Raw genomic sequence first — 20,966 nt, 5'->3', positions numbered from 1 at the left:
ATCTGTTTCCTCCTCTCCTATACCTGATAATACGGAATCCCCGTGTTAAAGTTTCACGATTCTGATAATTATTTCCATTGCATGTCTGATAAATAGGACTAGACCTTAAAAAGAGAATGAACTCCTTTGAGCTTCATCCTCTTTCAAAGCGCGGCCTTTAATTCCTTGCGCGCTCTATGTATTTTTGTTTTAACCGTTGAAATGTTCAAGGAAAGGTAATCTGCTATTTCCTGATCTTTCATTTCCAAAAACAGTTTCAGCGTCATGATTTCCCTGTAATCCGATTTCAGTCCGGAAACAAGCTGCTTCGTCTTTTCTTTCAACAGCGAATAGTCAATCGTATCCTCTAACTGCTCACTCTCATCCGCTACCAGCTGTTCTTCAATAGTAATCTCATTTCTCTTTTTTCTTAAAAACAAATCAATCGCCGTTCTCCTGGCAATAGAAGAAAGCCAATTTTTCAATTTCTCTTTTTCAAAAATCGTGTCCATTTTCAAAAATGCCTTAAGAAAGGTTTCCTGGGCAATATCCTCAGCCAAATGGGGGTCCTTCGTCATCCGCAGGGCAATCCGGTAAATCACTGTATAATAAGTTTGATAGATATCGTTAAAAGAAGTTTGATCGCTTGCTGCAGCTGCTGGGGGCATGGCTGACTCACCCATCTTTCTATTATTCTAGTAAAACTAACATTTTATTATAAACTCTACATTTCGTTTAAATTCACTCTTTTATCTCTACTCCTCAAATTATATGCCAGCCTGTACCATTATGAAAGGAAACTTTTTCTTAAGATTTTTTAAAGAAATTTAAGAAATGCCGATGGAGAAATTAGGGCATACAAAAAGGACCTTATGCGGCCCTTTTTACCTTCTATTTGTTTTCATTAGCGGGTATTTAAATGTAAAATAGGCTGCCTAAAACCATAGACAATAAGCTTACAGTTGAAATCGGTGCTTAATCAATCTCGCCGTTTCTTCTGCAGGCAAATGTGTATTGTTAATCTTAATGTAATTTTCCCGCTTAATTTCACCATCGCTCGAATTCAATCTATACTTTTCCATACTCGTTTTCAAATCGGTTTCTGACCATTTAATATCTCTTTTTGTGGACTTATGATGAAGTCTATGAGGACTTTTATTGCGAACGACTCTTTCTTTCATATCTGCTTCAAGTTCCACAAAACAGACCTCTCCACCTTTGGATTCAAAAATCTTGCAGACCGACTCAACATATTTCCAGTCTGATGCTTGGTCAAATGCCCATACATACGTAAAAATGATTCCAGGCAACCTGCTTTTTGACACTTCCTCAAAGATTGCCTGCCGAAATAAATTTACCAGCCTTTTCCCCTCTTGCGTACCATAGCTAAAAAAAGGAGCAACTAGATCAATCGTCATATGATTATGAAAGAGTTTTAAATCTGTGATTTTTTCAAGTTCCTGGCCGACCGTCATTTTGCCGACTGCCTGTGGGCCAAATAGTAAGATGAATTTCATCATTTCTCCTCAGCTTTCTTCGATTTGCACGCTATGTTTCCACCATTTTGGTTTTCGCACTGTAAGGTGGAATCAACCTCATGCTTTGTTTCCACGATTTTGGTTTTCGTACTGTAAGGTGGAATCAACCGCATGCTTTGTTTCCACGATTTTGGTTTTCGCACTGTAAGGTGGAATCAACCGCATGCTTTGTTTCCACCATTTTGGTTTTTGCACTAAAAGTGAAATCAACCTCATGCTTTGTTTCCACCATTTGGATTTTTGCACGGAAAAGTGGAATCAACCACTTGCTATGTTTCCACCATTTTGGTTTTTGCGAAGTAAAGTGGAATCAACCACACGCTATGTTTCCACCATTTTGGTTTTCGCATTGAAAAGTGGAATCAACCCATTCCCTCTATTTCTCCAAAAGAAGTCAAGTTCCTTCTGCTGCACCACTTATGGTTATACCTTCTAGCCTAAAAGCAGCAATCCTTACGAAAAGAGCCGTAAAAAAACACACATCCGCTTTTTCAGCAGATATGCGTCCTCTATCATCTCGAAATAATAATCTCGTCAATAATCCCATATTCCTTCGCTTCAGCTGCACTCATGTAGTAATCACGGTCAGAATCTCTGGCTACTTTTTCAATGGATTGGCCTGTGCGCTCAGCGATGATTTCATTGATGTGCTCGCGAAGCTTCAGGATGCGGCGGGCGGAGATTTCGATTTCTGTTGCCTGGCCACGAGCTCCTCCGAGCGGCTGATGGATCATGATTTCGCTGTTCGGGAGGGCAAACCGCTTTCCTTTAGTTCCGGCTAAAAGCAGCATCGCTCCGAATGAAGCAGCCATTCCAGTACAGATGGTCCTGACATCGGGATTAATATATTGCATCGTATCAAAAATCGCGAACCCCGCTGTAATGGAGCCTCCAGGGCTGTTTATATAAATGGAAATGTCCTTTTCGTTATCTTCAGCGGCTAAAAAAAGGAGCTGCGCGACAACCACGTTTGCGACATGATCATTAATTTCATCCCCGATCATAATGATCCGGTCCTTCAATAGGCGGGAGTAAATATCATAGGAACGCTCTCCGCGCCCAGACTGTTCAATGACATATGGTATTGTGCTCATTCAAGTTCCTCCTCGATTTGATTTTGCAGGCTATGCAGCCATGCACAGAGAGGCCGAAGAAGAGAAGCTCGATAAAGGCCGCACACTTGTAAGGATGAGTGCCGGACTTTCAGTGCCTTCAAATGTAAGAATGTCAGGCAATGCCTGAAGCAAAGGAGAAGGGTCCTGAAACTGAAGCGACGTATACATCAAGTCAGACAATAGCTCGCGTTCTTCCTCATCCCAAAAGGAATCAGCATCTTTCTTATCCTTTGCCAATCGTTTCTTTGCCCGGAACAATGCGGATTTTATTGAAGTTTCGGATGTATCAAGCATTTCGGCAAGCTCATTAGCCTGATATTGAAATGCTTCCTTCAGCAGGAAAAGAACAGCTTGCTTTGGTGTGCACTTCGCCATTAAATGATCAAGTAGTTCAGACAGCTCATTCATTCGGGATGCATGATCGCGGGCACTCAATTCAGGGAGTTCCCCGAGAGATTCTTTCTTTCGTTTTCGAGTCAAATCAACCCAATGATGATACGCCATCTTATTGAGTAAGGCACTGCTGATTTTTTCTTGATCGTATTTTAGAAACGCTTTTACCATCACATCCTGGGCGACATCTTCCCCGTCATGTTTGTTCTGGGTCAGAAACTGGCAATATTGCTGTAATTTTGGATAATACTCAAGCATTTCGGACGCTTGCCACCCCTGTTTTTCTAAGTCTGACAGCCTGTTACCGTGCATGATCTCACTCCTTTTAAACCTCTCTGCTTTTTAAACGAATGAAGGGGGAAGAAAAGATACGGGTCAGTTATTTATTTTTATTTTATACAACTTAAAAGGGTTTTGACCATTTAATTGAAAATAAACGTGATGTTATTAACAAATGAGAAGGATAACGACTGCGGGAATTGCATCCAATAGGTTTCCTGGTAATTTTATGAATGATTAAGAATAACTGAAAATCCATAGAAAATATGTTAAGCTTTCCGTATGTCAGGAAGAAGGAGTTTTTTTACATGTTGCTTCAAGCATTGTTGATCTTTTTATTGCAGCTGATTTTTGTTCCGGTTCTCACAATGAGAACGATCCTTCTTGTAAAAAATCAAACAAAATCAGCAGCCGGTGTCGGATTATTGGAAGCGATTATCTACATCATCAGCTTAGGAATTGTCTTTCAGGATCTATCAAACTTTTATAACATTATCGCTTATGTCGTCGGATTCAGTGTCGGCCTGCTGCTCGGAGGTTTATTGGAGAAGAAGCTTGCCATCGGCTATATAACGTATCAGGTAAACGTTCCGGAGAGAAACACGGAGCTTGTGAATGATTTAAGAAATGCAGGTTTCGGGGTAACTTCATTTGAAGGACAAGGCATCAATTCTACCCGCTACCGCCTGGATATTGTCTCTAAACGGTCACGCGAAGAGGAATTGCTCGGAATTATTCAGGAAAGAGAACCAACTGCTTTCATGATGTCCTATGAAATCCGCTCATTTAAAGGCGGCTATTTAACAAAGTCAATGAAGAAACGGCAAAGCCTGTTTATGAAGAAAAAAATGAAAGAACCGGCAGAGTCCTATTCGGAAAAAAGCTGATGTGATTTCATAACGGGTTCCAGATTGAAGAAAAATACAGCAACCTGCAGCAAAAAACGGGCAATAAATTGCAAAGCAATTTGTACCCGTTTTTTTCCGTTCAATTATATTCGATTCAGTCTTCTTCATTTTCCAGCTGCTCAATACATTTATCGAGCTTTTTCTGGTTTTCTTCTGAAATTTTCGGATAGTGCGGATCGATTTTTTCCAGACACTCAATCATGACTTCCGTAATAATGTAGCGCGAATACCATTCGTCATCCGCCGGAAGGATGTACCATGGTGCGTAATCCGTTGACGTATTGCTCAGCATGTCTTCAAAGATTTCCTGGTAGCTGTCCCAATGCTGTCTTTCTTCCACATCGCTAAACGAAAACTCAAAGTTCTTTTTCGGGTTTTTCATCCGCTCAAGCAATCTATGTTTCTGTTCTTCTTTCGACATATGAAAGAAAAATTTAATCACTTCAAAACCATTTTCCGTCAGATAGCGTTCGAAATCATTTATTTGACGATAGCGCACTGACCAGATTTCTTCCTTATCCTTATTGTCAGGTATAGTTTCATCCTCAAGCAAATCATGGACCCTTGGTGCAATGACTTCTTCATAATGCGACCGATTAAGGATGCCGATCTGCCCTCTCGCCGGAAGGCCTTCGCGAATCCGCCAAAGATAGTCATGGCTAAGCTCTGTGTCAGATGGCTTTTGAAAAGAAGTCGTCTTTAAACCTTGTGCATTTAAATTCGAAAAGATGTAACTGATGGCCTCATCCTTCCCCGCGGCATCCATCGCCTGCAAAACAACTACTATGCCTTTTTTCGCTTCTGCATGAAGACGCCAGTGCAATTCTTTCAGCTTGCTGACGCTTTCCGGAATGTGCTGATCAAGCAGTTGCTTTTCCTTATAGCCATGATTCTCTGTTGTTGCGTGATTCTTTAAGTCAATTTTTTTATTACCCTCAATCATATAGTTGCTTACGTCCATTTGTTCCTCCTATATCTTCCTTGAATAAAGGAAACCTCGATATCCATTTCGGAAAGAGCGATTTAGAAATTTTTTCTAGCGGCTCCCTCTATATTACCCGCGTTTTTGAAAGCGCAAACGATAAGAGTATATAGGCATATAACTTTTTTTAAAAAAATAATGAAAGCTAAAAATCCGGATTCCTGAATGCCAAGGAAATCCGGATTAGGGCGATAATGTTCACGATACATATCTAAAAAGGGGTTTTTTAATAGACAATTTCAATCATGAAAGGTTTTGCAGGAACTTCTCCTGTCTCCCTATCTCTTAGGTGCCAATTCAATGGCTGAGTTAATCGCAGCGAGCATACTTTGTTCAGATGCAATGTTTTTACCTGCGATGTCGAAGGCTGTTCCGTGGTCGACGGATGTCCGAATGATTCCGCCTTTTAGTCCCACTGTGATGTTGACCCCGTCCTCAATGCCCATAACTTTAATTGGGGCATGACCTTGGTCATGATAGCAGGCTACCACGATATCAAAGTCTCCTCTTCCTGCTCTGTAAAAAAGTGTGTCGGCAGGCAGCGGTCCTGTTACATTGATTCCTTTTGCCTGTGCTTTTTGAATACCCGGCTGCAATTTTTCCTCTTCTTCTCCGTAGCCGAATAAGCCATTTTCCCCCGCATGCGGGTTTATGCCGCAAACAGCGATGCTCGGGTTTTCGAAGCCTGCTCGTGTCAGAGTTTCATGTGCTAATTTAATGACTTTATAGGTTCTTTCTGGATTGATGCTGTTAATTGCATCAATCAGACCCATATGTGTTGTTAAATGAATCACTTTTAAATTTGGTGTTGTCAGCATCATGGAGAAATCTTCTGTATCCGTCAGGTCAGCCAAAATTTCTGTATGTCCCGGGTACATATGACCGCCTTTGTGCAATGCTTCTTTATTTAACGGCGCGGTACAAATGGAATCAATTTTTCTTTCTTTTGCAAGTTCAATCGATTTTGCAATAAATGTAAAGGCTGCATGTCCAGCAATGGATGACACCTCTCCAAATGGCAATTCCGCAGGAACGATGTCTACATCAATGACATCAATTGTTCCAAATTCGTACGTTCCTTCAACTGGATCGGCAATGATATTAATTTTGGCATTTGATTCAACAATCGGTTTTACTCGTTCCAGAATTTTTGCATCCCCGATAACGACAGGACGGCAAATTCGATAAACCTCCTCATGCGCAAGTGCCTTAACAATAATTTCAGGTCCTATTCCTGCTGCATCTCCCATTGTAATCCCTATTACTGGTTTTAACATCATAGCTCCCCCTTTAATTTGTGAATGGCATTGATAAATACCTCTGGCGATCCAAATCCGCCAGCCTTTGTTATCACATACAAATGTTCATTTCCAAAAAACTTCGAAATCGGCACGCCAATTTCTAATTCATCGAATAGTTCAAAGCCTTTGACGTCCCATTGATGGCAAATTTGTTTTGCCGTGTCGCCGCCAGTCATCGAAACACCTTTGAAAAAGTCTTTTTCTAAAAGAACGGCACAAACAGAGCCGATAGCTTTTACGATTTCATTGCTAATCTGGGTACGGGTTAGGCCTTTCGCTTGTCCTATCTTCCAAGCTTTTTCAATATCATTTGTTTCTCCCGTGGAATAGATGACAACATCTAGGCCCTGTTCAGCTTTTTCCACCGCTTGATTATAGATTCTTCTGATCTCGTTTGCACGGACCTCTTCATCTGAAACCGATTTGAAGGATTCAAATGCGATTGGATGCACATTTGTTTTTTCCAGCAATAGCTTTAACTGGGCTCTTGAGTTTTTATTCACGCTTCCTACCACTGTAAGAATTGGACCCTCATTTTTTGGTATGGACAATACACGCTGCTGTTCAGGCAAATCATAGTAAGCTGGAAGATAATTCGTAATACCGGCTGAACCGACCCATGAGAATTGGTAACTCAGCTGCTTTGTATAAGCTAAAATTTGCTCCAGGTGCTGCTCTTCTGTTGAATCCACAATAATGTACGCGATGTTTTGTTCACAATAATGATCTAACTTCTCTTGAATTTTTGCTGGACCCAGCTCCAAGTCAGCGAGTGTGATCGCACCAATTTTCCGGTTTGTTTGTTCCTGTAAAAGCTCTGGCAAAAAAGAGAGGGTAACTGGCGTTTTCGGATCCTTGGAAATTTCCGTTTCTGCTAATGGAACTCCCTTTAAATAATGAGAGGAATTTAAAATTGTACGATTATTTTTTGGATATCCCGGGGCAATCATCATGAAATCCGGTTTGACTACATCATAGACGGCATCAATTTCTGCACCAATATTCCCTCTCATCGTAGAGTCTATTTTTTTGAAAATGAAGGGAAAGCCCGCTTCCTTTAAAAAATGTGCAGCCTCTTTTACCTTTTGATAGGCTTCATCTCGTTCGATGGAACGGCTGTCTGTATCAAAAATGATGGCCTCATAGTTATGAATGGATTCTTTATCTATGTCAAATAATACAGAAGTTTTTAAACCATGCTGTGCTAGTTGAACCCCGCTATCATTAGCACCCGTTAGATCGTCTGCTATGATTGCTACTTTCATTTTGTTCCCCTCCCATGAAAAGCACGAGGCGCCTATCAAGCAATTGGCGCCTTGAACTTCTTTATTCTTTTTTAATAAGAGAGCCATTATGTCTCTCTTCTTCATCTAGCTGCCATTAATCATATTGGGCCAATTTGCCTTTTCCCTCTAAACGTTTTGCTAAAAAGCCCATGACGATTGGAAGCAAGATTGCTGTTGTTACAACACTAGCTGCGATTTGAACGGTTGCAAGTTCAGCAAATTGTGCGAATGACGCATTCGCTGCCACGATTGCCGCCGGAGTTGCAACCGCGTTACCCGCAGTTGTACCTTCTGCTGCACCAACAAGGGGGTTCCATCCAATCCATTTAAATAGTAAGTAACCTGAACCACCCGTGAAGATGACTGTCATTACACCTAATAAAATACCTGCTAATCCACCTTCAATTATAGCTGTGAAGTTAATTCCCATACCTAATGCGAATGCGAAGAATGGAATAAGCATGTCACTGCCTTTTGTTAAAAATGCCTTCAGCTCTGGATCTAAGTTGCCTAAAATCATACCGATTACGATAGGAAGAAGGACTGCAATGAAGGATTGAGCTGAGAACATTCCGTCAACAAACCCCATTGTTCCAAAAATGGATAATGCCACCATTGTTAAGAATGGTCCATCATTTAAGGCTAACAGTGAATATGCTGCTTTGTCATCTTCTTTTCCGTATTGACCCACAAGCGCCATATACATGCCGCCATTGCTATTTGTCATAGCCGCAATAATTGCAAGCGGTGCCATTCCTATGAATAATCCATTACTATCGGCTAACAAGTAGCCGATTAAACCAACAGCGGCCCCAACCACCCATTTTAAAGCAAGTAATGTTGCACCTTTACCAAGTGATACCCCAACGTTTTTCACACTGATTTGTGCACCAGCAATAAATAGGAAGAGGGCGATTAATGTATTGGCACCGGTTACAAATAAGGACTCAGTAAATCCGCCAATTCGTAAAGCATCTGGGAAGAAAGTGTTGATTGTTGCTGCTAATAACAACGGAACAACCATCATCCCTCCAGGAATTTTATCTAATGTTGCTTTAATTCTCATCACGTTTTCCCCCTTAAGATTGTTTAAAATAGTAACAGAAGTTCTAAAGTAAACCGTTTACATTTATTATCTTAAGATGGAATGTTAATAAAAGCAACACTTTTTTTAGAGAATAATATTATTTTAGATTTAACCGTTTAATTTTGCAACAGTTATGGTAAAAAAAACTTGATTAAGCCCTGTTTTAACTTCCCCCAATAAAAAATGGCATAGCCATAAAGATTACTCTTTAAGCTTACGCCATAAGGTTGCACGATTAATACCTAATCGTTCTGCTGCTTTTGTTTGATTATGATTTTCTGCTTTCAGTACCCTTTTAATGATTTCCTTTTCCATTTCCTTGAGGGTGCCTTTGTGAAGAATGTCTTCAGATGGCAGGTGTTCATTCGTAATCGCTTTTTCAATGGATTCCTTTTGGATCACATAATCCTTTGAATTGAGGGCAACCTGCTTGATTAAATTTTTCAGATCATCTATCTGATTTGGATACGTATAGCATTCTAAAAACTTTAATGCCTCAGAATTGATTTTCACTGCTGTTGTTCCATACTTCTGATTGTAGTATGCAATGAAATATTGCACTAGAGTGCGAATATCTTCTTTTCTTTCAGAAAGATTCGGCATGATGATTTTCGTAAGCTTGAGTCCTGGAATAAGCTTAGGAACAAACCCATTTTCTGAAACGATGAAAAGACGAACCTGATGTTTTTGACATTCCTTTAAAAAGAGGGAAAGCCTTTTATGATCTTGCGCATATTCCGTATTCAAAAGCTTGATTGTCTGAATCTTATTTAAAGGCAGTTTATCCAAATATTCCTGCTCAAATTCTTTTAAATTAATGGCAACAAGCATGCCGCCCTCTGTAAGCTTTTGATGGATATAATGCGTAATAAAGGCCTTGCTGGTTCCTTTTCTTCCTTCTAAAAGGGTGATCTGATTACTTTTATAAAGTGTTTCAATATGATTGAGTATCGTTTTGACCGAAACAGATGTATTCGCAATCGGCTCACTAGTAATATCAGTCTCAATTGTGAGTCCTTTTCGCTCGATGAGTGACATTGTATTTTTTTCTGCCACAATGACCTTGTACCGCTCCTCGTCAACTTGAACACAGCTGCCCGTTACAGTAATCATCGTATCATCATGCATAAGATTTCTCATCACCTCAGGCTGATTCAGCTCAAGGTCTGTAGTCAATATATATAAATGTTCATCTGTCAGCGGATTAGAAGGAAAATCCCCCCAGTGCTCATAAATGATTTTATTTTGCCCATCGACAATCATCATATTTTGATTGTTTTTTAAGATAAATTGCTCCATGACCTTTGTGACATTGTTTTTTTCTTGCAGATAACGATAGAGAATCTCTGCATCCTCAATTGAAGCCATAATCGACTCTTTGCCCGATTGAATTAAAAAACCCTTGAGACCATATGCTATGGTGGTTTTCAATGTAATGACATCACCGACAATTTGCTCATAGCCAGCGTTTCTTAATTCTAAAATTAATGGAGCTACCTCTGACTGATCAGAAATTGTGAATACCTGCAATGGCAGATCTAATAAGTCAATAATAGCTTTAGCCCCTGAGGTGATATTTGAGAAGCCCACAATCGCCGTCTTTCTCTCCAAATTCGTTGCTAAAGAAAGCGACCGAATCATGTCATATCCGGAAAGATGCATATCCAAAACAGGAATCCGGACATTTTTCTTAATTAATTGAGCTGTACCGCCCCTGCTAATAAGAATATCTGCTCCATTTTTCTCAGCATAAATCGCTTTTATAACACCTTCCTCTAAATCCCCAAGTGAATAAGTAATATCAAGTGCAGGAAATAGAGGAATGCATTCCTGAATCACAGGGATCATCGCTTCATACGGCACCACTATATGTATTTTTATTTTCATTTCCATTCCTGCCTTTTGCTAGCATTTATCCATCGTATCACCCTGTATTTTATCATAAAACTTGAAGGACGCTGAAATGATCAGGTGAAAATCAAATACTTCACCTCGCAAATGGTCTAAACCTCATTCTCCAAATCCAATTCCCCGATAAAATCAACAAATGCCTTCACTATATTCAGCTGCATGGATTCCTCGCGGAAAAACATCCACGTTTTGCGGATGATTGGCTTTCCTTCAGCGGTTTCAATAACAATCTTATGCAGGTCATCAACATCACTTACTATCATACTTGGCAAAATAGCATAGCCCAATCCATTTACAACCATTTTTTTGCACGTATCGGCTTTATCCACTTCTATGCTTACCAATGGGGGCTGCGTAAAATGCTCTGACCACCAATGATCTACGGCTGTTTTCAGCAACGGGTCTGTATGATAATCAATTCTCGGGAGATCAGGGAGTTTTGAGATATCGATTTCATTTTTTGAAGCAATGCACAAAGTTTCTTCAAACAGCGGACGCTTTTGCCCTTTCCAGCTGTAATCACCCCTGACAAACCCGATGTGGACATCCCCGCTGTAAATTAAATGGGCGATCTCGCTGCTGAATGCGGTCGTTACCTTAAATTCCACATTCGGGTACTGCTCTTTGAATAATTTTAAGAGATTGGGAAGCTTATAATCTGTGAAGAAATTAGACACGCCAAGCCTTAATGTTCCAACCGCGTTATCCTCCATATTGAGGACATTTTCTTTTATTTTCTGCATGGCAGACAGCATATCATGGGCGCATTTCGCCAAATATTCGCCTTGTGGCGTAAATTGAACGCCGCGTCTTCCCCTGTGAACAATGGTCACCCCGAATTCCTTTTCCAGCTGCTGCAGGCGATTCGTCAATGCAGGCTGCGAAATATATAAATGCTGGGCAGCCTTTGTGATGTTTTTTTCACGATAAAGCGTCTGTAAAACCAGCCAGTCCCGTTCATCCATCCTCACTGCCCCCTTATTTAGACATCAGCTATATTTATGGATAAGAATAATAAATCAATATTTTATTTATATCTGAAAGTATACTATATTTGGTTTAATAAGTTGGTGATTCGTTTGTTCACTGCATGAAAATATGGAAAGAAGGAGCTTCAATGAAAGAAAACAGGGAATTTCTACAATGTATTTTCTTTATGGCCGTATGCGGGGCTTGCGGATTTCTATTTTCCCTCACAGGGGTTCCGGTCGGCTGGATGATTGGCACACTTCTCTCAGCAGCATTTCTTTCAATCACAAGTCCGAAATGGCTGAAGATGCCGGATACAGGTGTTCCAAATCATTGGCTGTTAATTGGTCAGGGAATCTTGGGGATAGAACTTGGCATGAAGCTGAATGATTCTGTTTTAACTATTTTCAAAGAGAATTGGCTGATTGTGATGATGATGCTGCTGCTTTCTCTTTTCTTTGCTATGCTGTCCGGCCTGATTTTATGGAAGTACAGCAGACTTGATATGCTGACGAGTTTTTTCGCCTCAGCACCAGGAGGTTTATCAGCGATGCCCAGTATGGCAGAAGAAGCAGGTGCAAATACAGGTATGGTAAGCATCATTCAAACCATGCGCATATTCATTGTCGTCCTTTCCATTCCGCTTCTGCTCTTTATGTGGATTGGAAGCCCTGTTCAGGACACGGTTTCATCTGCCGTTTATCTTTTTAAATTCGAAGATTTGCTTGGTACTGCGGTCTTCTTGCTTGCCGCATGGCTTGGCACTTACACGTTTCATTTATTAAAATTTCCTGCTCCATGGCTGATTGGGCCAATGATCGGTGCAGGTTTGATCAAGTCTATCAGTTCCGCAGCCGGTTATGATCTCTCAGCCTGGTGGCCGCATGAGTTTTTCATTCTTTCACAGCTGTTAATCGGTGCAAGCATTGGCTCCCGTTTTCATAAAAGGATGTTCATCGGGTTAAAAGAAACGCTGTTCATCTCATTTTTAAGCACAACAGGCCTAGTGCTCGCTATGTTCTTCTGTGCTTATCTTGTATCAGCTGCAACAGACCTGCCATTCATCACCTCTGTTCTCGCATTTGCCCCCGGCGGCATTGCAGAAATGACAACCGCCGCTGTCGTTTTTCATGCCGATTCAACATTTGTTGCGGCAGTTCAGGTCCTGCGGATCGTCGCTGTCTGTATGATTCTTCCTCCTTTCTTTAAGTGCTTGCATGTCTTAGAATGTAAGAAGAAGAAACAATCGCAGGCTTCTGCCTCATGAACGAAGCCTATTGGGGGGACAACAGTGAATCTTTTTTCTAATGAAAAGGCAGAGGAACCTGCTTATCGAGTGAAATCCAAAATGAAAACAGAAGTAAAGGAAATTGAAGCTGCAGCCCGGAAATTACGGGAAATTTTCCAGCAAGCTGCACAGGAGAATCAGGAGATTGTTTTCCTATGCATTGGTTCAGACCGGTATGTCGGTGATTCATTAGGACCTTTAGTTGGAACGATGCTTAGTGAAAATGAGATCCCCTTCCGTATTTATGGAACATTAGAAGAACCTGTTCATGCCTTTAATCTAAAAGGAATCCTTAAAGAGATTCAAAAACCATTTAAGAAACCTCTCATTATCAGCATAGATGCTTGCCTCGGAACTCAGGATCAAGTCGGGTCTTTTCTTTTTAATAAGGGTCCTCTTGCCCCTGGAAAAGCGCTCGAAAAGATGCTTCCGGAAGTTGGAGACTACCATTTCAAAGCAATCGTGAATTATATCGATCCGCTGCCTGCTTCTCAATTTTTAAATGATACCCGCCTTTTTACGGTCATGAACCTGGCGAAGATCATTGTCAGCATCATTTCAATCGCCGCGCAAAAAGAAACGGAGCCTCGAATCTAGCAGGCTCCGTTTCTTTTTTAAGTAATCGCACCAGTAAAAAAGGCAGCAAGTATAATCACAAGGGAGCATAGTATCGTCCACTTAAAGGCGTAGCGCTGGAATTCGCCAAGATCCGTTTTGACCATTCCAACAAGTAAGAGCGTGGAAGCAACGAGCGGACTCAGAAAATGAACAGGCTGTCCTAAAACAGAAGCTCTCGCAATCTCCAGGGGACTTACTCCATATGCAGCTCCTGCCTCAGCGAGTATCGGCAATACACCAAAGTAATACGCATCATTGGAAAGCACGAATGTAAACGGCATACTTGTCAGCGCCACAACCAGCGGAAAAAAAGAACCTACAGATTCAGGAATAATTGCGACCAGTGAATTTGAGATCGCATCCACCATTTTTGTTCCGGAAAAAATGCCTGAAAAGATACCTGCGGCAAACACTAAGATAACTACAGTTAAAGCATTTCCCGCATGAGAAAGAATCCGCTCTTTCTGCTGCTCTAAATTCGGGTAGTTGATCATCGCGGCAAGCATGGCTCCAATTAGAAACAGAACTGGAACCGGCAGTATGCCCATGACCAGAATCACCATGACAGTGAGAGTTAAAATGAAGTTGATCCATCTTAATTTTGGGCGTTTTATATCTTCCTGAAGCGTGTATGCGGCCGCCGCTTCACTAAGCGCCAAAGATTCCTTCGAGACTTCTTGCATTTCAATAATCCCTATTCGTGCCCGCTCCTTTTTCCCAAGAACAAAAGCGATAAAAAGAATACATCCCATTCCAGCAAGCATGGTTGGGAGCATAGGGAGAAAGAATTCATTTGCATCAAGGCCTAATGAAGCAACCGCTCTTGTCGCTGGCCCTCCCCATGGTGTCATCCCGCTCATAATACTGACAGACAGCATCGAAATCGTTGCGAGAATCAGCGTATTCATGCCAATTCGCAGGTAAAGCGCAAGCATGGCAGAAATGGTAATCATATGTGTCGTAGTTCCGTCTCCATCAAGCGCAACGATCATGGCGATAACAGCTGTTCCTATCGCTATTTTCACCGGATCGCCTTTCACCAATTTCATCATTTTATGAATAAGGGGATCAAATAATCCCGCATCTATTAAAATACCGAAAAACAAAATCGCAAACAGGAGTAAAGCTGCTGAAGGGGCTACTGTCTTCAAGCCTTCCATCATCATCTCCCCAAGCTCTAACCCGAAACCCCCAATCAGCGCAAAAACAATCGGTACAATAACCAGAGCCGTAACAGGAGATAACCGCTTCGCCATAATCAAATAGGTAAAGACCGCCACCATCGAAATTCCTAAAAAAGTAAGTATCTTCATCCCCTCCTCATTTCGAGTAACCGCTTACAAATAATTCTTATCATCATTCGCAATATTGCATATTTTAAGATTATTAGAAACAAGGAAATAAGTAAAATATATATTTTTTTAGGTTTTCTTAAAAAATTTCTTATAATCAATCATTAAAACGAGAAAATTCTCCATTCCTCAAATTTCAGGATGATGATTTAAAAAGTCAATAAAATGCTTAACAGTAGACAATTGCAGAGAATCCTGATTATACATAAGCCACGTATTTCTTAAAACAGGCTCCCCATTTTTATAAGACAGGCCATATGTATATAGATGATCAGATGGCTGGAGGCAAATTTCAGGCAAAATCGCAATTCCTAAATCATTTTTCACCATTTCCTTGCACGTTTCCTGCCTGTCTGTTTCCATCGTTATAAATGGAGGCTCTGAAAAGCGGTCATTCCACCAGCCTTTTATTAGATTTTTTAAGGAACTATCTGTCTTATATTGAATAAACGGCAGCTGAGGAAGCCGGTCGATATTGATTTCATTTTTTGAAATCAGACACAGCCTTTCTTTATGGAGAAGTGTTTTCGTTCCATACCAGTCATAATTTCCGCGCAAAATGCCTAGCTGCACGCTTGAAGAATCCAGCAGGCTCATAATCTCATTACTCCAGCCGGTGTTCACGCTGAATTGCACATTAGGATGCTCTGTTGAAAATCCTTTTAATAGTTTAGGGAGTTTATATTGTGCAAAGTTGCTAGATACTCCCAGACGTAAAGTTCCCCTTACTTCCTTTTGCATGTTCAACATGTAGTCTTTTGTCTTCTGTAGATTTTGGATCATATCTTCTGCATAAGCAGCTAAATGCAGCCCCTCGGAGGTAAACTCTATGCCCCCTTTAATTTTAAAAAACAAACGGGTTCCGAACTCTTCTTCCAGATTTTTCAGCCTATATGTCAGTGCAGGCTGTGAGATATATAGACGTTCAGACGCCCGGCTGATGTTTTTTTCCTCACTTAAAACCCTCAAAGCGATCCAGTCTTTTTCATCCATACCTTTCAGCTCCAATCTTTGATTATAAGTTTTTTTATGTATTTCAATAAGAATTTATCTATTTTACTTATGATTATCTGTATCATACTATATTTTTAAAAGCACCGGTACTTTTTGAAAATGAATAAGAAAAGGTGGTTACGAGATGAAAGTGCCTGTCGTAGTGATGCGCGGAGGAACAAGTAAAGGCGTTTTTCTGAACTTTGAAGATATGCCGTCTGATCGTTTGCTGTGGGAGGAGTTTTTACTCGATATTATGGGAAGCCCTGACCGCAGGCAAATTGACGGACTCGGCGGAGCCAATTCATTAACCAGTAAAGCGGCGATTATCAAAAAGTCAGATTCAGAAGAAATGGATGTCGAATACACCTTTGCCCAAATCAGCATTGAAAATCAACTGGCTGATTTTAAAGGGAATTGCGGAAACATCTCCTCTGCAGTTGGCCCTTATGCAATTGAGCAGGGACTTGTTCCAGCAATTGAACCGATTACAAGCGTGAAAATTTATAATACGAATACGAATAAGATCATCATTGCTGAAGTAGAGGTTCAAAATGGCCGGGTCAAAACAGAGGGAATGTGCTCGATCCCAGGTGTTCCCGGAACAGGTTCCCCAATCTATCTTTCGTTCACACATTCTGATGGTGCCGTAACTGGAAAGCTGTATCCGACCGGAAAGGCTGCAGATACTATTCAAACACCGAGTGGTCCCATTGAAGTTTCAATAGTTGATGTGGCCAATCCGCTCGTCTTCGTTAACGCAAATGATGTAGGTCTTAAAGGAACTGAGCTTCCGCATGAATTTACGCAGGAAAAATTGGCTGAACTTGAAGAAATAAGAGCGTCGGCAGCTGAATTGTGCGGTTTTGCAAAAAAAGAAAACGCAACGGAACAATCGCCCGCCGTGCCTAAAATGACCATAATCGCTCCGCCAATGGATTACACTGATGTAACTGGAACACCAAGATCCGCTTCTGAAATGGACTGCACCATCAGGATGATGTCCATGCAGAAACCGCATCAGGCCATTGCTATTACAGGAGCGATTTGTACAACCTCCTGCGCATATCTAAAAGATACGATCTTGTCTGATCTCATAACCGTAAAAAATGAAGTTTTCCGTTTAGGACATCCCGCAGGAATTATGCAGACAAAAACAGAAGTAATCGCCGGTCACATTCGCGCCATCAAAGTCGTTCGAACAGCGCGAATCATCTTGGAAGGGTACGTTTACACAAAGAAAAACTATGATGTTTCCGGAATGCTTGCCTGAGAGCAGTCATAATATGTCCATTTCAAAATAGCATTTAATAAGAAGAAAAATTCAGCTCAACAAGGAGGAACTATCATGTGGGTGATTACCCTCTTTTTAAAGGAAACCATTAAAATGTACGAATTCAGCTCAGAAAAAGAAGCCAGAGATGCATTCAAGAAGTTAGATGGCAGCAAGTTTCTGTCTGAGATTGTTTATTTTAATGATCCTTGTTTTGGTTGACGCCTAGTAATATACTGGCGTTTTTTTTGGATAAAAAAAGAGCACCAAATGTAATAGCCATTCAGTACTCTTTTTAAATTTTTTATATCGCTGCTCTTCTTCTCATCATAAAGTATAAACCAGTTCCCGCAAGCAAGCTCACAAAACCAATCAGCAGCATAGTATATTGGTTGGTTGCCGTTCGGGGCAAAAAGTTTCCATTTGACTCCTGATTTTTAGATGGAGCAGATGCGGACTCCTGACCTGCAGGTTTTTCCTCAGTAGAGCTTGGTTCAGCCGGGTTTTCTGAATTTACAGGGGTGTCACCTGGTTCTTCTGGCTGTTTAGCCGGAGGAACTGGAGTTTCCTGTTCTTTTTCGGGTTTGCCAGGACCCGTTTTTTTATCGCTTACTTTTACAACAACCGTTGTTAAAGGCTCGATTGTGATGGAATCTTTTTTCAGCTTAAAGCCTGATTCTTTTTTAACCTTTTTAGCGCCGGCTTCATCGTTGTCAACGACGACGATGCCTTTTCTCAAGTCTTCAGAAAGAGTAAGCTTTCTTGCTTTTGTATCCGCATTTACGAATACAGAATAGCTTTCTTTTCCATTTGAAGATACGTTTTTATAGCCGATGACTAAATCTGAATCGTTCATTTCAGGAGCATGAATCATCGTAACATTTGAGTCAACTATCTCCTTGCTTCCTAACCGGAACGCATCCGATGATTTTCTCAGTTCAATCAGACCAGCTGTGTATTCGCGAGTCGTGTTGTTGATTGGGAATGTGTCTGCATCTGTCGCCTTTTCCCAGTCAAATTTATTGATGGCATCTGATGAATCATAGGAATCGTGAATGAAATAGCCAAACACTTTTCCAGCTTCGTCTTGGAGGGCATGGAATTTCTGTTCAGGCAGACCTTCTCCAAACCATTGTTTTGTTCTTCCGTACTCTTGTCCAGCATGGAGGAAGGCAGTTCCCTGTGAAGTCAGAATCATGGAGTTTCCTAAACGGATTCTGTCATGAATTTCTTCATTGTTGGCTGGAATGGCTGGATCTTTCTTAATCGATTGTGCGATGACATCATATAATGGAAGATTGTCATGCGCTTCAATATACTGAACCATATCACCAGGATAATCTGCAGCAGTATTAGTAGGCTGCCCTTTAATATTTTTCAAAATAAGATCAAGACTTCTTGCTCCGCCAGTAAGGAAGCGCGGTTCCCCTTCAGATCCGAAGCCGGATTTCAGCTCATTGCGGATTTCATCTGAGAAAACTCCGACATCATTTGTTTTATTCATCCAATCTTGATCGGCACCTTTACCTGCAAGTGCCGGATCTGAAAGATGGCCTCCAAACGTTCTCCAGCCTTCTCCGATGAATAAGGCATCTTCATTTACTTCTGCAGCAGCGTTGTAAGCATTCTGGATGGAATCATACGTTGCATCACCCATCATATCAAACCGCATGCCGTCAATCTTGTATTCTTCAAACCAGTATTTAACCGAATCCACCATCAGCTTTTCAGCCATAACGTGGTTTGTGGCAAGGTTGTTTCCAAATCCGCCGATGAAGTTTCCATTCGCATCCTGAAAAGCATAATAGTTCGGGACAATATCATTCAGCATGCTTGCTTTTGCCATATGTGTATAAACAACATCAAGCACAACACCCATTCCTGAATCATGGACCGCATCAATAAGTCCCTTTAATTCTTTGATTCTGAGCTCAGGATCTTTCGGATTCATTGAATAAGCTCCGTCCGGCGAAAAATAACTGTGAGGATCATAGCCCCAGTTATAGGCGTTGTTTGCAGCTGAATAGTCAAGCTCGTGTTCTCTCATATTTGTTTCATCGCCGTAATACCAAGCCATTACAGGGAGCAATTGAACATGAGTCACACCAAGCGATTTAATGTATTCGAGCTTATCTTTAAACGCGTCATACGTCCCCCAGTCAGATGTTAAATCCCCTTCAATGGAAGGATCAGAAGTGAAATCTCTGACATGAATCTCCCAAATAACGGCATCTTCTCTTTTTTCATAACCGTCAATCTTCGCAAAATCAAGTCCTGCAGGATCTGTTCCTGTAAGATCAACTATCGCTGCTTTTCCCACCATATCACCATCAGGTCCTGCTTCACCTTTTGTATTGACAGTGAAAGGAGCCATAGATTTTGCGTAAGGATCAAGGACTTTCTTCGTCTCGCCGCCATTCATTACTTCGTATTGATAGAAGTATCCTTTTAAATCAGAGATTCCAAGATTCTCAGGCTTCGCTTCGACTGACCATACACCTTTTTCTCCTAAGGCTAAATCGAGCTTGCCGATCTCTTTTGCTGAGTCGTTTTTATCATAAAATACCGCTGTTACTTTGCTTGCTTTAGGCGCCCATAATTTCAGCACAGCTTTACCAGATTGATAGACAGCCCCAAGATCATCGCCTTCATACGCATAAAGCTCATCGATCATTCTCCAGCCTTTAGTTGCGGCAAAGGATTTACCAGCGTATGTAACGGTGTAAGAATCATCCGTCAGTTCTGCAGAAGTACTGACTTCCACTGTTGAACCGGACGTGATTTTCACACTTTCAACCGGAATGTCTGTGCCGTTTTCATCCTGTACTTTGATTGCTTCCAGTAATTCTTCTTCCGTCAAACCTTCTGTTCTTGTCAGTCCAAGCAGAAGCTTTTGTTTTGAAACGATTTCTGCACTGACAATGCCAATTGGATTTTCCCATTCAGATGATGTGTAAACGGTGTCATCCGCATTTTTAATCCAGAGGTGATTGTAATCCTCAAGCATCGTGAACACTTTGTCCCCGCCTGTTTTCTCGCCATTCACGCGATTAACAACAAGGAAACCGAGTTTTTTCGCGTCTTCTTTTACTTTCACATCGATATAGCGGCCATGCTCATCGGTTTGCTCCTCCGTAAATGGCACAGCATCCTTCGGCCATTCCTTTGGTGCTTCCGCTACGTCTTCCCATAGCCATAAACCAAGATCATTGTAATTTTTATCGTCTTTCACATAATGAATTCTGACCGTGTTTTCAGGCAGATCCGGGTCCTTACCTGCTGCATTTGCTTTCGGCAAATACAGAGATGGAACAATCAACGAAACCATTAATAGCAAAACTAGTGCACTTTTCAAAATCCTCAGCATTCTTCAACCTCCAATATGAATTAGTAGCTTGTACTCAATGAATCTTTAAAACTGGTAAGAGTGTGTATACGCGGATTGGTATTGCGAAGATGTGCAAACGATTTCATAAAGCGTTTACATTTTAATTAAAAGGAAAATAATGCTTGGTGTCAACATTAATTTTGAAAATTCTACAAATCATGCAGGAGACAGTGCATCCTATCGGGTCTCCTGCATGTACTCTGATAAATTCGCGGGGTTCTGATATTATTTCATGGGGTTTGCGATTTAATTGGAGGGGTTTTGAAATTAATTCATGGGGTTTCATGAGTAATTGGAGTTAAATGT

At 41.0% G+C, this 20,966-nt stretch carries 18 protein-coding genes; 5 read left to right on the top strand and 13 right to left on the bottom strand.

Going from position 1 to position 20,966, the window contains the following annotated elements; all coding sequences use genetic code 11:
• Positions 1-143 precede the first annotated feature (143 nt).
• From ABEQ24_RS01250 to ABEQ24_RS01235, 4 genes are all read right to left on the bottom strand, one after another.
• Entirely contained in the window at positions 144-647 is a 504-nt protein-coding gene (locus ABEQ24_RS01250) for an RNA polymerase sigma factor (protein ID WP_430005066.1), read from the bottom strand.
• A gap of 288 nt (positions 648-935) precedes the next feature.
• Positions 936-1,496 (bottom strand): shikimate kinase, encoded by a 561-nt coding sequence (locus tag ABEQ24_RS01245; RefSeq protein ID WP_430005065.1) that lies wholly within the window; start codon positions 1,494-1,496, stop codon positions 936-938.
• A gap of 533 nt (positions 1,497-2,029) precedes the next feature.
• The gene (gene clpP, locus ABEQ24_RS01240; protein ID WP_430005064.1) at positions 2,030-2,611 is read right to left on the bottom strand and encodes an ATP-dependent Clp endopeptidase proteolytic subunit ClpP; all 582 of its coding nucleotides are present in this window, start codon (positions 2,609-2,611) and stop codon (positions 2,030-2,032) included.
• Positions 2,612-2,641: 30 nt separating this feature from the next.
• Entirely contained in the window at positions 2,642-3,337 is a 696-nt protein-coding gene (locus tag ABEQ24_RS01235; protein ID WP_430005063.1) for a sigma factor-like helix-turn-helix DNA-binding protein, read from the bottom strand.
• Between the two features lie 278 nt (positions 3,338-3,615).
• Here ABEQ24_RS01235 and ABEQ24_RS01230 point away from each other — a divergent pair, with 278 nt between their 5' ends.
• On the top strand, positions 3,616-4,191 hold the full coding sequence (locus tag ABEQ24_RS01230; protein WP_430005279.1) for a DUF2179 domain-containing protein: 576 nt from the start codon (positions 3,616-3,618) through the stop codon (positions 4,189-4,191).
• A gap of 115 nt (positions 4,192-4,306) precedes the next feature.
• Here ABEQ24_RS01230 and ABEQ24_RS01225 read toward each other — a convergent pair whose 3' ends face one another.
• The 6 genes from ABEQ24_RS01225 to ABEQ24_RS01200 all read right to left on the bottom strand — a co-directional run bounded on the left by ABEQ24_RS01225 (position 4,307) and on the right by ABEQ24_RS01200 (position 11,744).
• On the bottom strand, positions 4,307-5,173 hold the full coding sequence (locus tag ABEQ24_RS01225) for a PPK2 family polyphosphate kinase (RefSeq protein WP_430005062.1): 867 nt from the start codon (positions 5,171-5,173) through the stop codon (positions 4,307-4,309).
• Between the two features lie 299 nt (positions 5,174-5,472).
• Positions 5,473-6,474 (bottom strand): 4-hydroxythreonine-4-phosphate dehydrogenase PdxA, encoded by a 1,002-nt coding sequence (gene pdxA / locus ABEQ24_RS01220; RefSeq protein WP_430005061.1) that lies wholly within the window; start codon positions 6,472-6,474, stop codon positions 5,473-5,475.
• Entirely contained in the window at positions 6,471-7,760 is a 1,290-nt protein-coding gene (locus ABEQ24_RS01215; RefSeq protein ID WP_430005060.1) for a four-carbon acid sugar kinase family protein, read from the bottom strand. Before ABEQ24_RS01215 ends, pdxA begins: the two co-directional genes overlap by 4 nt.
• 115 nt (positions 7,761-7,875) lie before the next feature.
• On the bottom strand, positions 7,876-8,847 hold the full coding sequence (locus ABEQ24_RS01210; protein WP_430005059.1) for a 2-keto-3-deoxygluconate permease: 972 nt from the start codon (positions 8,845-8,847) through the stop codon (positions 7,876-7,878).
• Between the two features lie 222 nt (positions 8,848-9,069).
• A complete protein-coding gene (locus tag ABEQ24_RS01205) occupies positions 9,070-10,755 on the bottom strand; it encodes a PrpR N-terminal domain-containing protein (protein WP_430005058.1) in 1,686 nt (561 codons plus the stop codon).
• A 116-nt stretch (positions 10,756-10,871) separates the two neighbouring features.
• Positions 10,872-11,744 carry a LysR family transcriptional regulator gene (locus ABEQ24_RS01200; protein WP_430005057.1) on the bottom strand — a complete coding sequence of 291 codons (873 nt, stop codon included), beginning with the start codon at positions 11,742-11,744 and terminating at the stop codon, positions 10,872-10,874.
• 152 nt (positions 11,745-11,896) lie between these two features.
• Here ABEQ24_RS01200 and ABEQ24_RS01195 point away from each other — a divergent pair, with 152 nt between their 5' ends.
• Positions 11,897-13,015: an AbrB family transcriptional regulator gene (locus tag ABEQ24_RS01195; protein WP_430005056.1), complete on the top strand. Its 1,119-nt coding sequence runs from the start codon at positions 11,897-11,899 to the stop codon at positions 13,013-13,015.
• 24 nt (positions 13,016-13,039) lie between these two features.
• Positions 13,040-13,633 carry a spore protease YyaC gene (gene yyaC, locus ABEQ24_RS01190; protein ID WP_430005055.1) on the top strand — a complete coding sequence of 198 codons (594 nt, stop codon included), beginning with the start codon at positions 13,040-13,042 and terminating at the stop codon, positions 13,631-13,633.
• A gap of 17 nt (positions 13,634-13,650) precedes the next feature.
• Here yyaC and ABEQ24_RS01185 read toward each other — a convergent pair whose 3' ends face one another.
• Both ABEQ24_RS01185 and ABEQ24_RS01180 read right to left on the bottom strand, forming a co-directional pair.
• Positions 13,651-14,961 (bottom strand): CitMHS family transporter, encoded by a 1,311-nt coding sequence (locus ABEQ24_RS01185; protein ID WP_430005278.1) that lies wholly within the window; start codon positions 14,959-14,961, stop codon positions 13,651-13,653.
• A 174-nt stretch (positions 14,962-15,135) separates the two neighbouring features.
• Positions 15,136-15,999 carry a LysR family transcriptional regulator gene (locus ABEQ24_RS01180; RefSeq protein WP_430005054.1) on the bottom strand — a complete coding sequence of 288 codons (864 nt, stop codon included), beginning with the start codon at positions 15,997-15,999 and terminating at the stop codon, positions 15,136-15,138.
• A gap of 145 nt (positions 16,000-16,144) precedes the next feature.
• Between ABEQ24_RS01180 and ABEQ24_RS01175 the strand changes: the two genes are divergently transcribed.
• Together ABEQ24_RS01175 and ABEQ24_RS01170 are read left to right on the top strand one after the other, a co-directional pair.
• Positions 16,145-17,272, top strand: a complete 1,128-nt coding sequence (locus ABEQ24_RS01175; protein WP_430005053.1) for a 2-methylaconitate cis-trans isomerase PrpF family protein — start codon at positions 16,145-16,147, stop codon at positions 17,270-17,272.
• 75 nt (positions 17,273-17,347) lie between these two features.
• Positions 17,348-17,494: a hypothetical protein gene (locus ABEQ24_RS01170; protein WP_430005052.1), complete on the top strand. Its 147-nt coding sequence runs from the start codon at positions 17,348-17,350 to the stop codon at positions 17,492-17,494.
• 82 nt (positions 17,495-17,576) lie between these two features.
• Here the strand turns inward: ABEQ24_RS01170 and ABEQ24_RS01165 are convergent, their stop codons facing one another.
• The gene (locus tag ABEQ24_RS01165) at positions 17,577-20,639 is read right to left on the bottom strand and encodes a pullulanase (RefSeq protein ID WP_430005051.1); all 3,063 of its coding nucleotides are present in this window, start codon (positions 20,637-20,639) and stop codon (positions 17,577-17,579) included.
• Positions 20,640-20,966: the final 327 nt, after the last annotated feature.

It is taken from the genome of Metabacillus idriensis (assembly GCF_050483325.1).
GTDB lineage: Bacteria > Bacillota > Bacilli > Bacillales > Bacillaceae > Bacillus_P > Bacillus_P idriensis_A.
This window is presented reverse-complemented; position numbering and strand designations above follow the sequence as displayed.

Excerpts from the sequence above, each read along its gene's own strand:
- ABEQ24_RS01175 (WP_430005053.1), top strand. The coding sequence starts at position 16,145 with ATGAAAGTGCCTGTCGTAGTGATGCGCGGAGGAACAAGTAAAGGCGTT.
- ABEQ24_RS01165 (WP_430005051.1), bottom strand. The coding sequence starts at position 20,639 with ATGCTGAGGATTTTGAAAAGTGCACTAGTTTTGCTATTAATGGTTTCG.
- ABEQ24_RS01235 (WP_430005063.1), bottom strand. The coding sequence starts at position 3,337 with ATGCACGGTAACAGGCTGTCAGACTTAGAAAAACAGGGGTGGCAAGCG.
- ABEQ24_RS01250 (WP_430005066.1), bottom strand. The coding sequence starts at position 647 with ATGCCCCCAGCAGCTGCAGCAAGCGATCAAACTTCTTTTAACGATATC.
- clpP (WP_430005064.1), bottom strand. The coding sequence starts at position 2,611 with ATGAGCACAATACCATATGTCATTGAACAGTCTGGGCGCGGAGAGCGT.
- ABEQ24_RS01170 (WP_430005052.1), top strand. The coding sequence starts at position 17,348 with ATGTGGGTGATTACCCTCTTTTTAAAGGAAACCATTAAAATGTACGAA.
- ABEQ24_RS01205 (WP_430005058.1), bottom strand. The coding sequence starts at position 10,755 with ATGAAAATAAAAATACATATAGTGGTGCCGTATGAAGCGATGATCCCT.
- ABEQ24_RS01180 (WP_430005054.1), bottom strand. The coding sequence starts at position 15,999 with ATGGATGAAAAAGACTGGATCGCTTTGAGGGTTTTAAGTGAGGAAAAA.
- ABEQ24_RS01195 (WP_430005056.1), top strand. The coding sequence starts at position 11,897 with ATGAAAGAAAACAGGGAATTTCTACAATGTATTTTCTTTATGGCCGTA.
- ABEQ24_RS01215 (WP_430005060.1), bottom strand. The coding sequence starts at position 7,760 with ATGAAAGTAGCAATCATAGCAGACGATCTAACGGGTGCTAATGATAGC.
- ABEQ24_RS01245 (WP_430005065.1), bottom strand. The coding sequence starts at position 1,496 with ATGAAATTCATCTTACTATTTGGCCCACAGGCAGTCGGCAAAATGACG.
- pdxA (WP_430005061.1), bottom strand. The coding sequence starts at position 6,474 with ATGATGTTAAAACCAGTAATAGGGATTACAATGGGAGATGCAGCAGGA.
- ABEQ24_RS01225 (WP_430005062.1), bottom strand. The coding sequence starts at position 5,173 with ATGGACGTAAGCAACTATATGATTGAGGGTAATAAAAAAATTGACTTA.
- ABEQ24_RS01210 (WP_430005059.1), bottom strand. The coding sequence starts at position 8,847 with ATGAGAATTAAAGCAACATTAGATAAAATTCCTGGAGGGATGATGGTT.
- ABEQ24_RS01200 (WP_430005057.1), bottom strand. The coding sequence starts at position 11,744 with ATGGATGAACGGGACTGGCTGGTTTTACAGACGCTTTATCGTGAAAAA.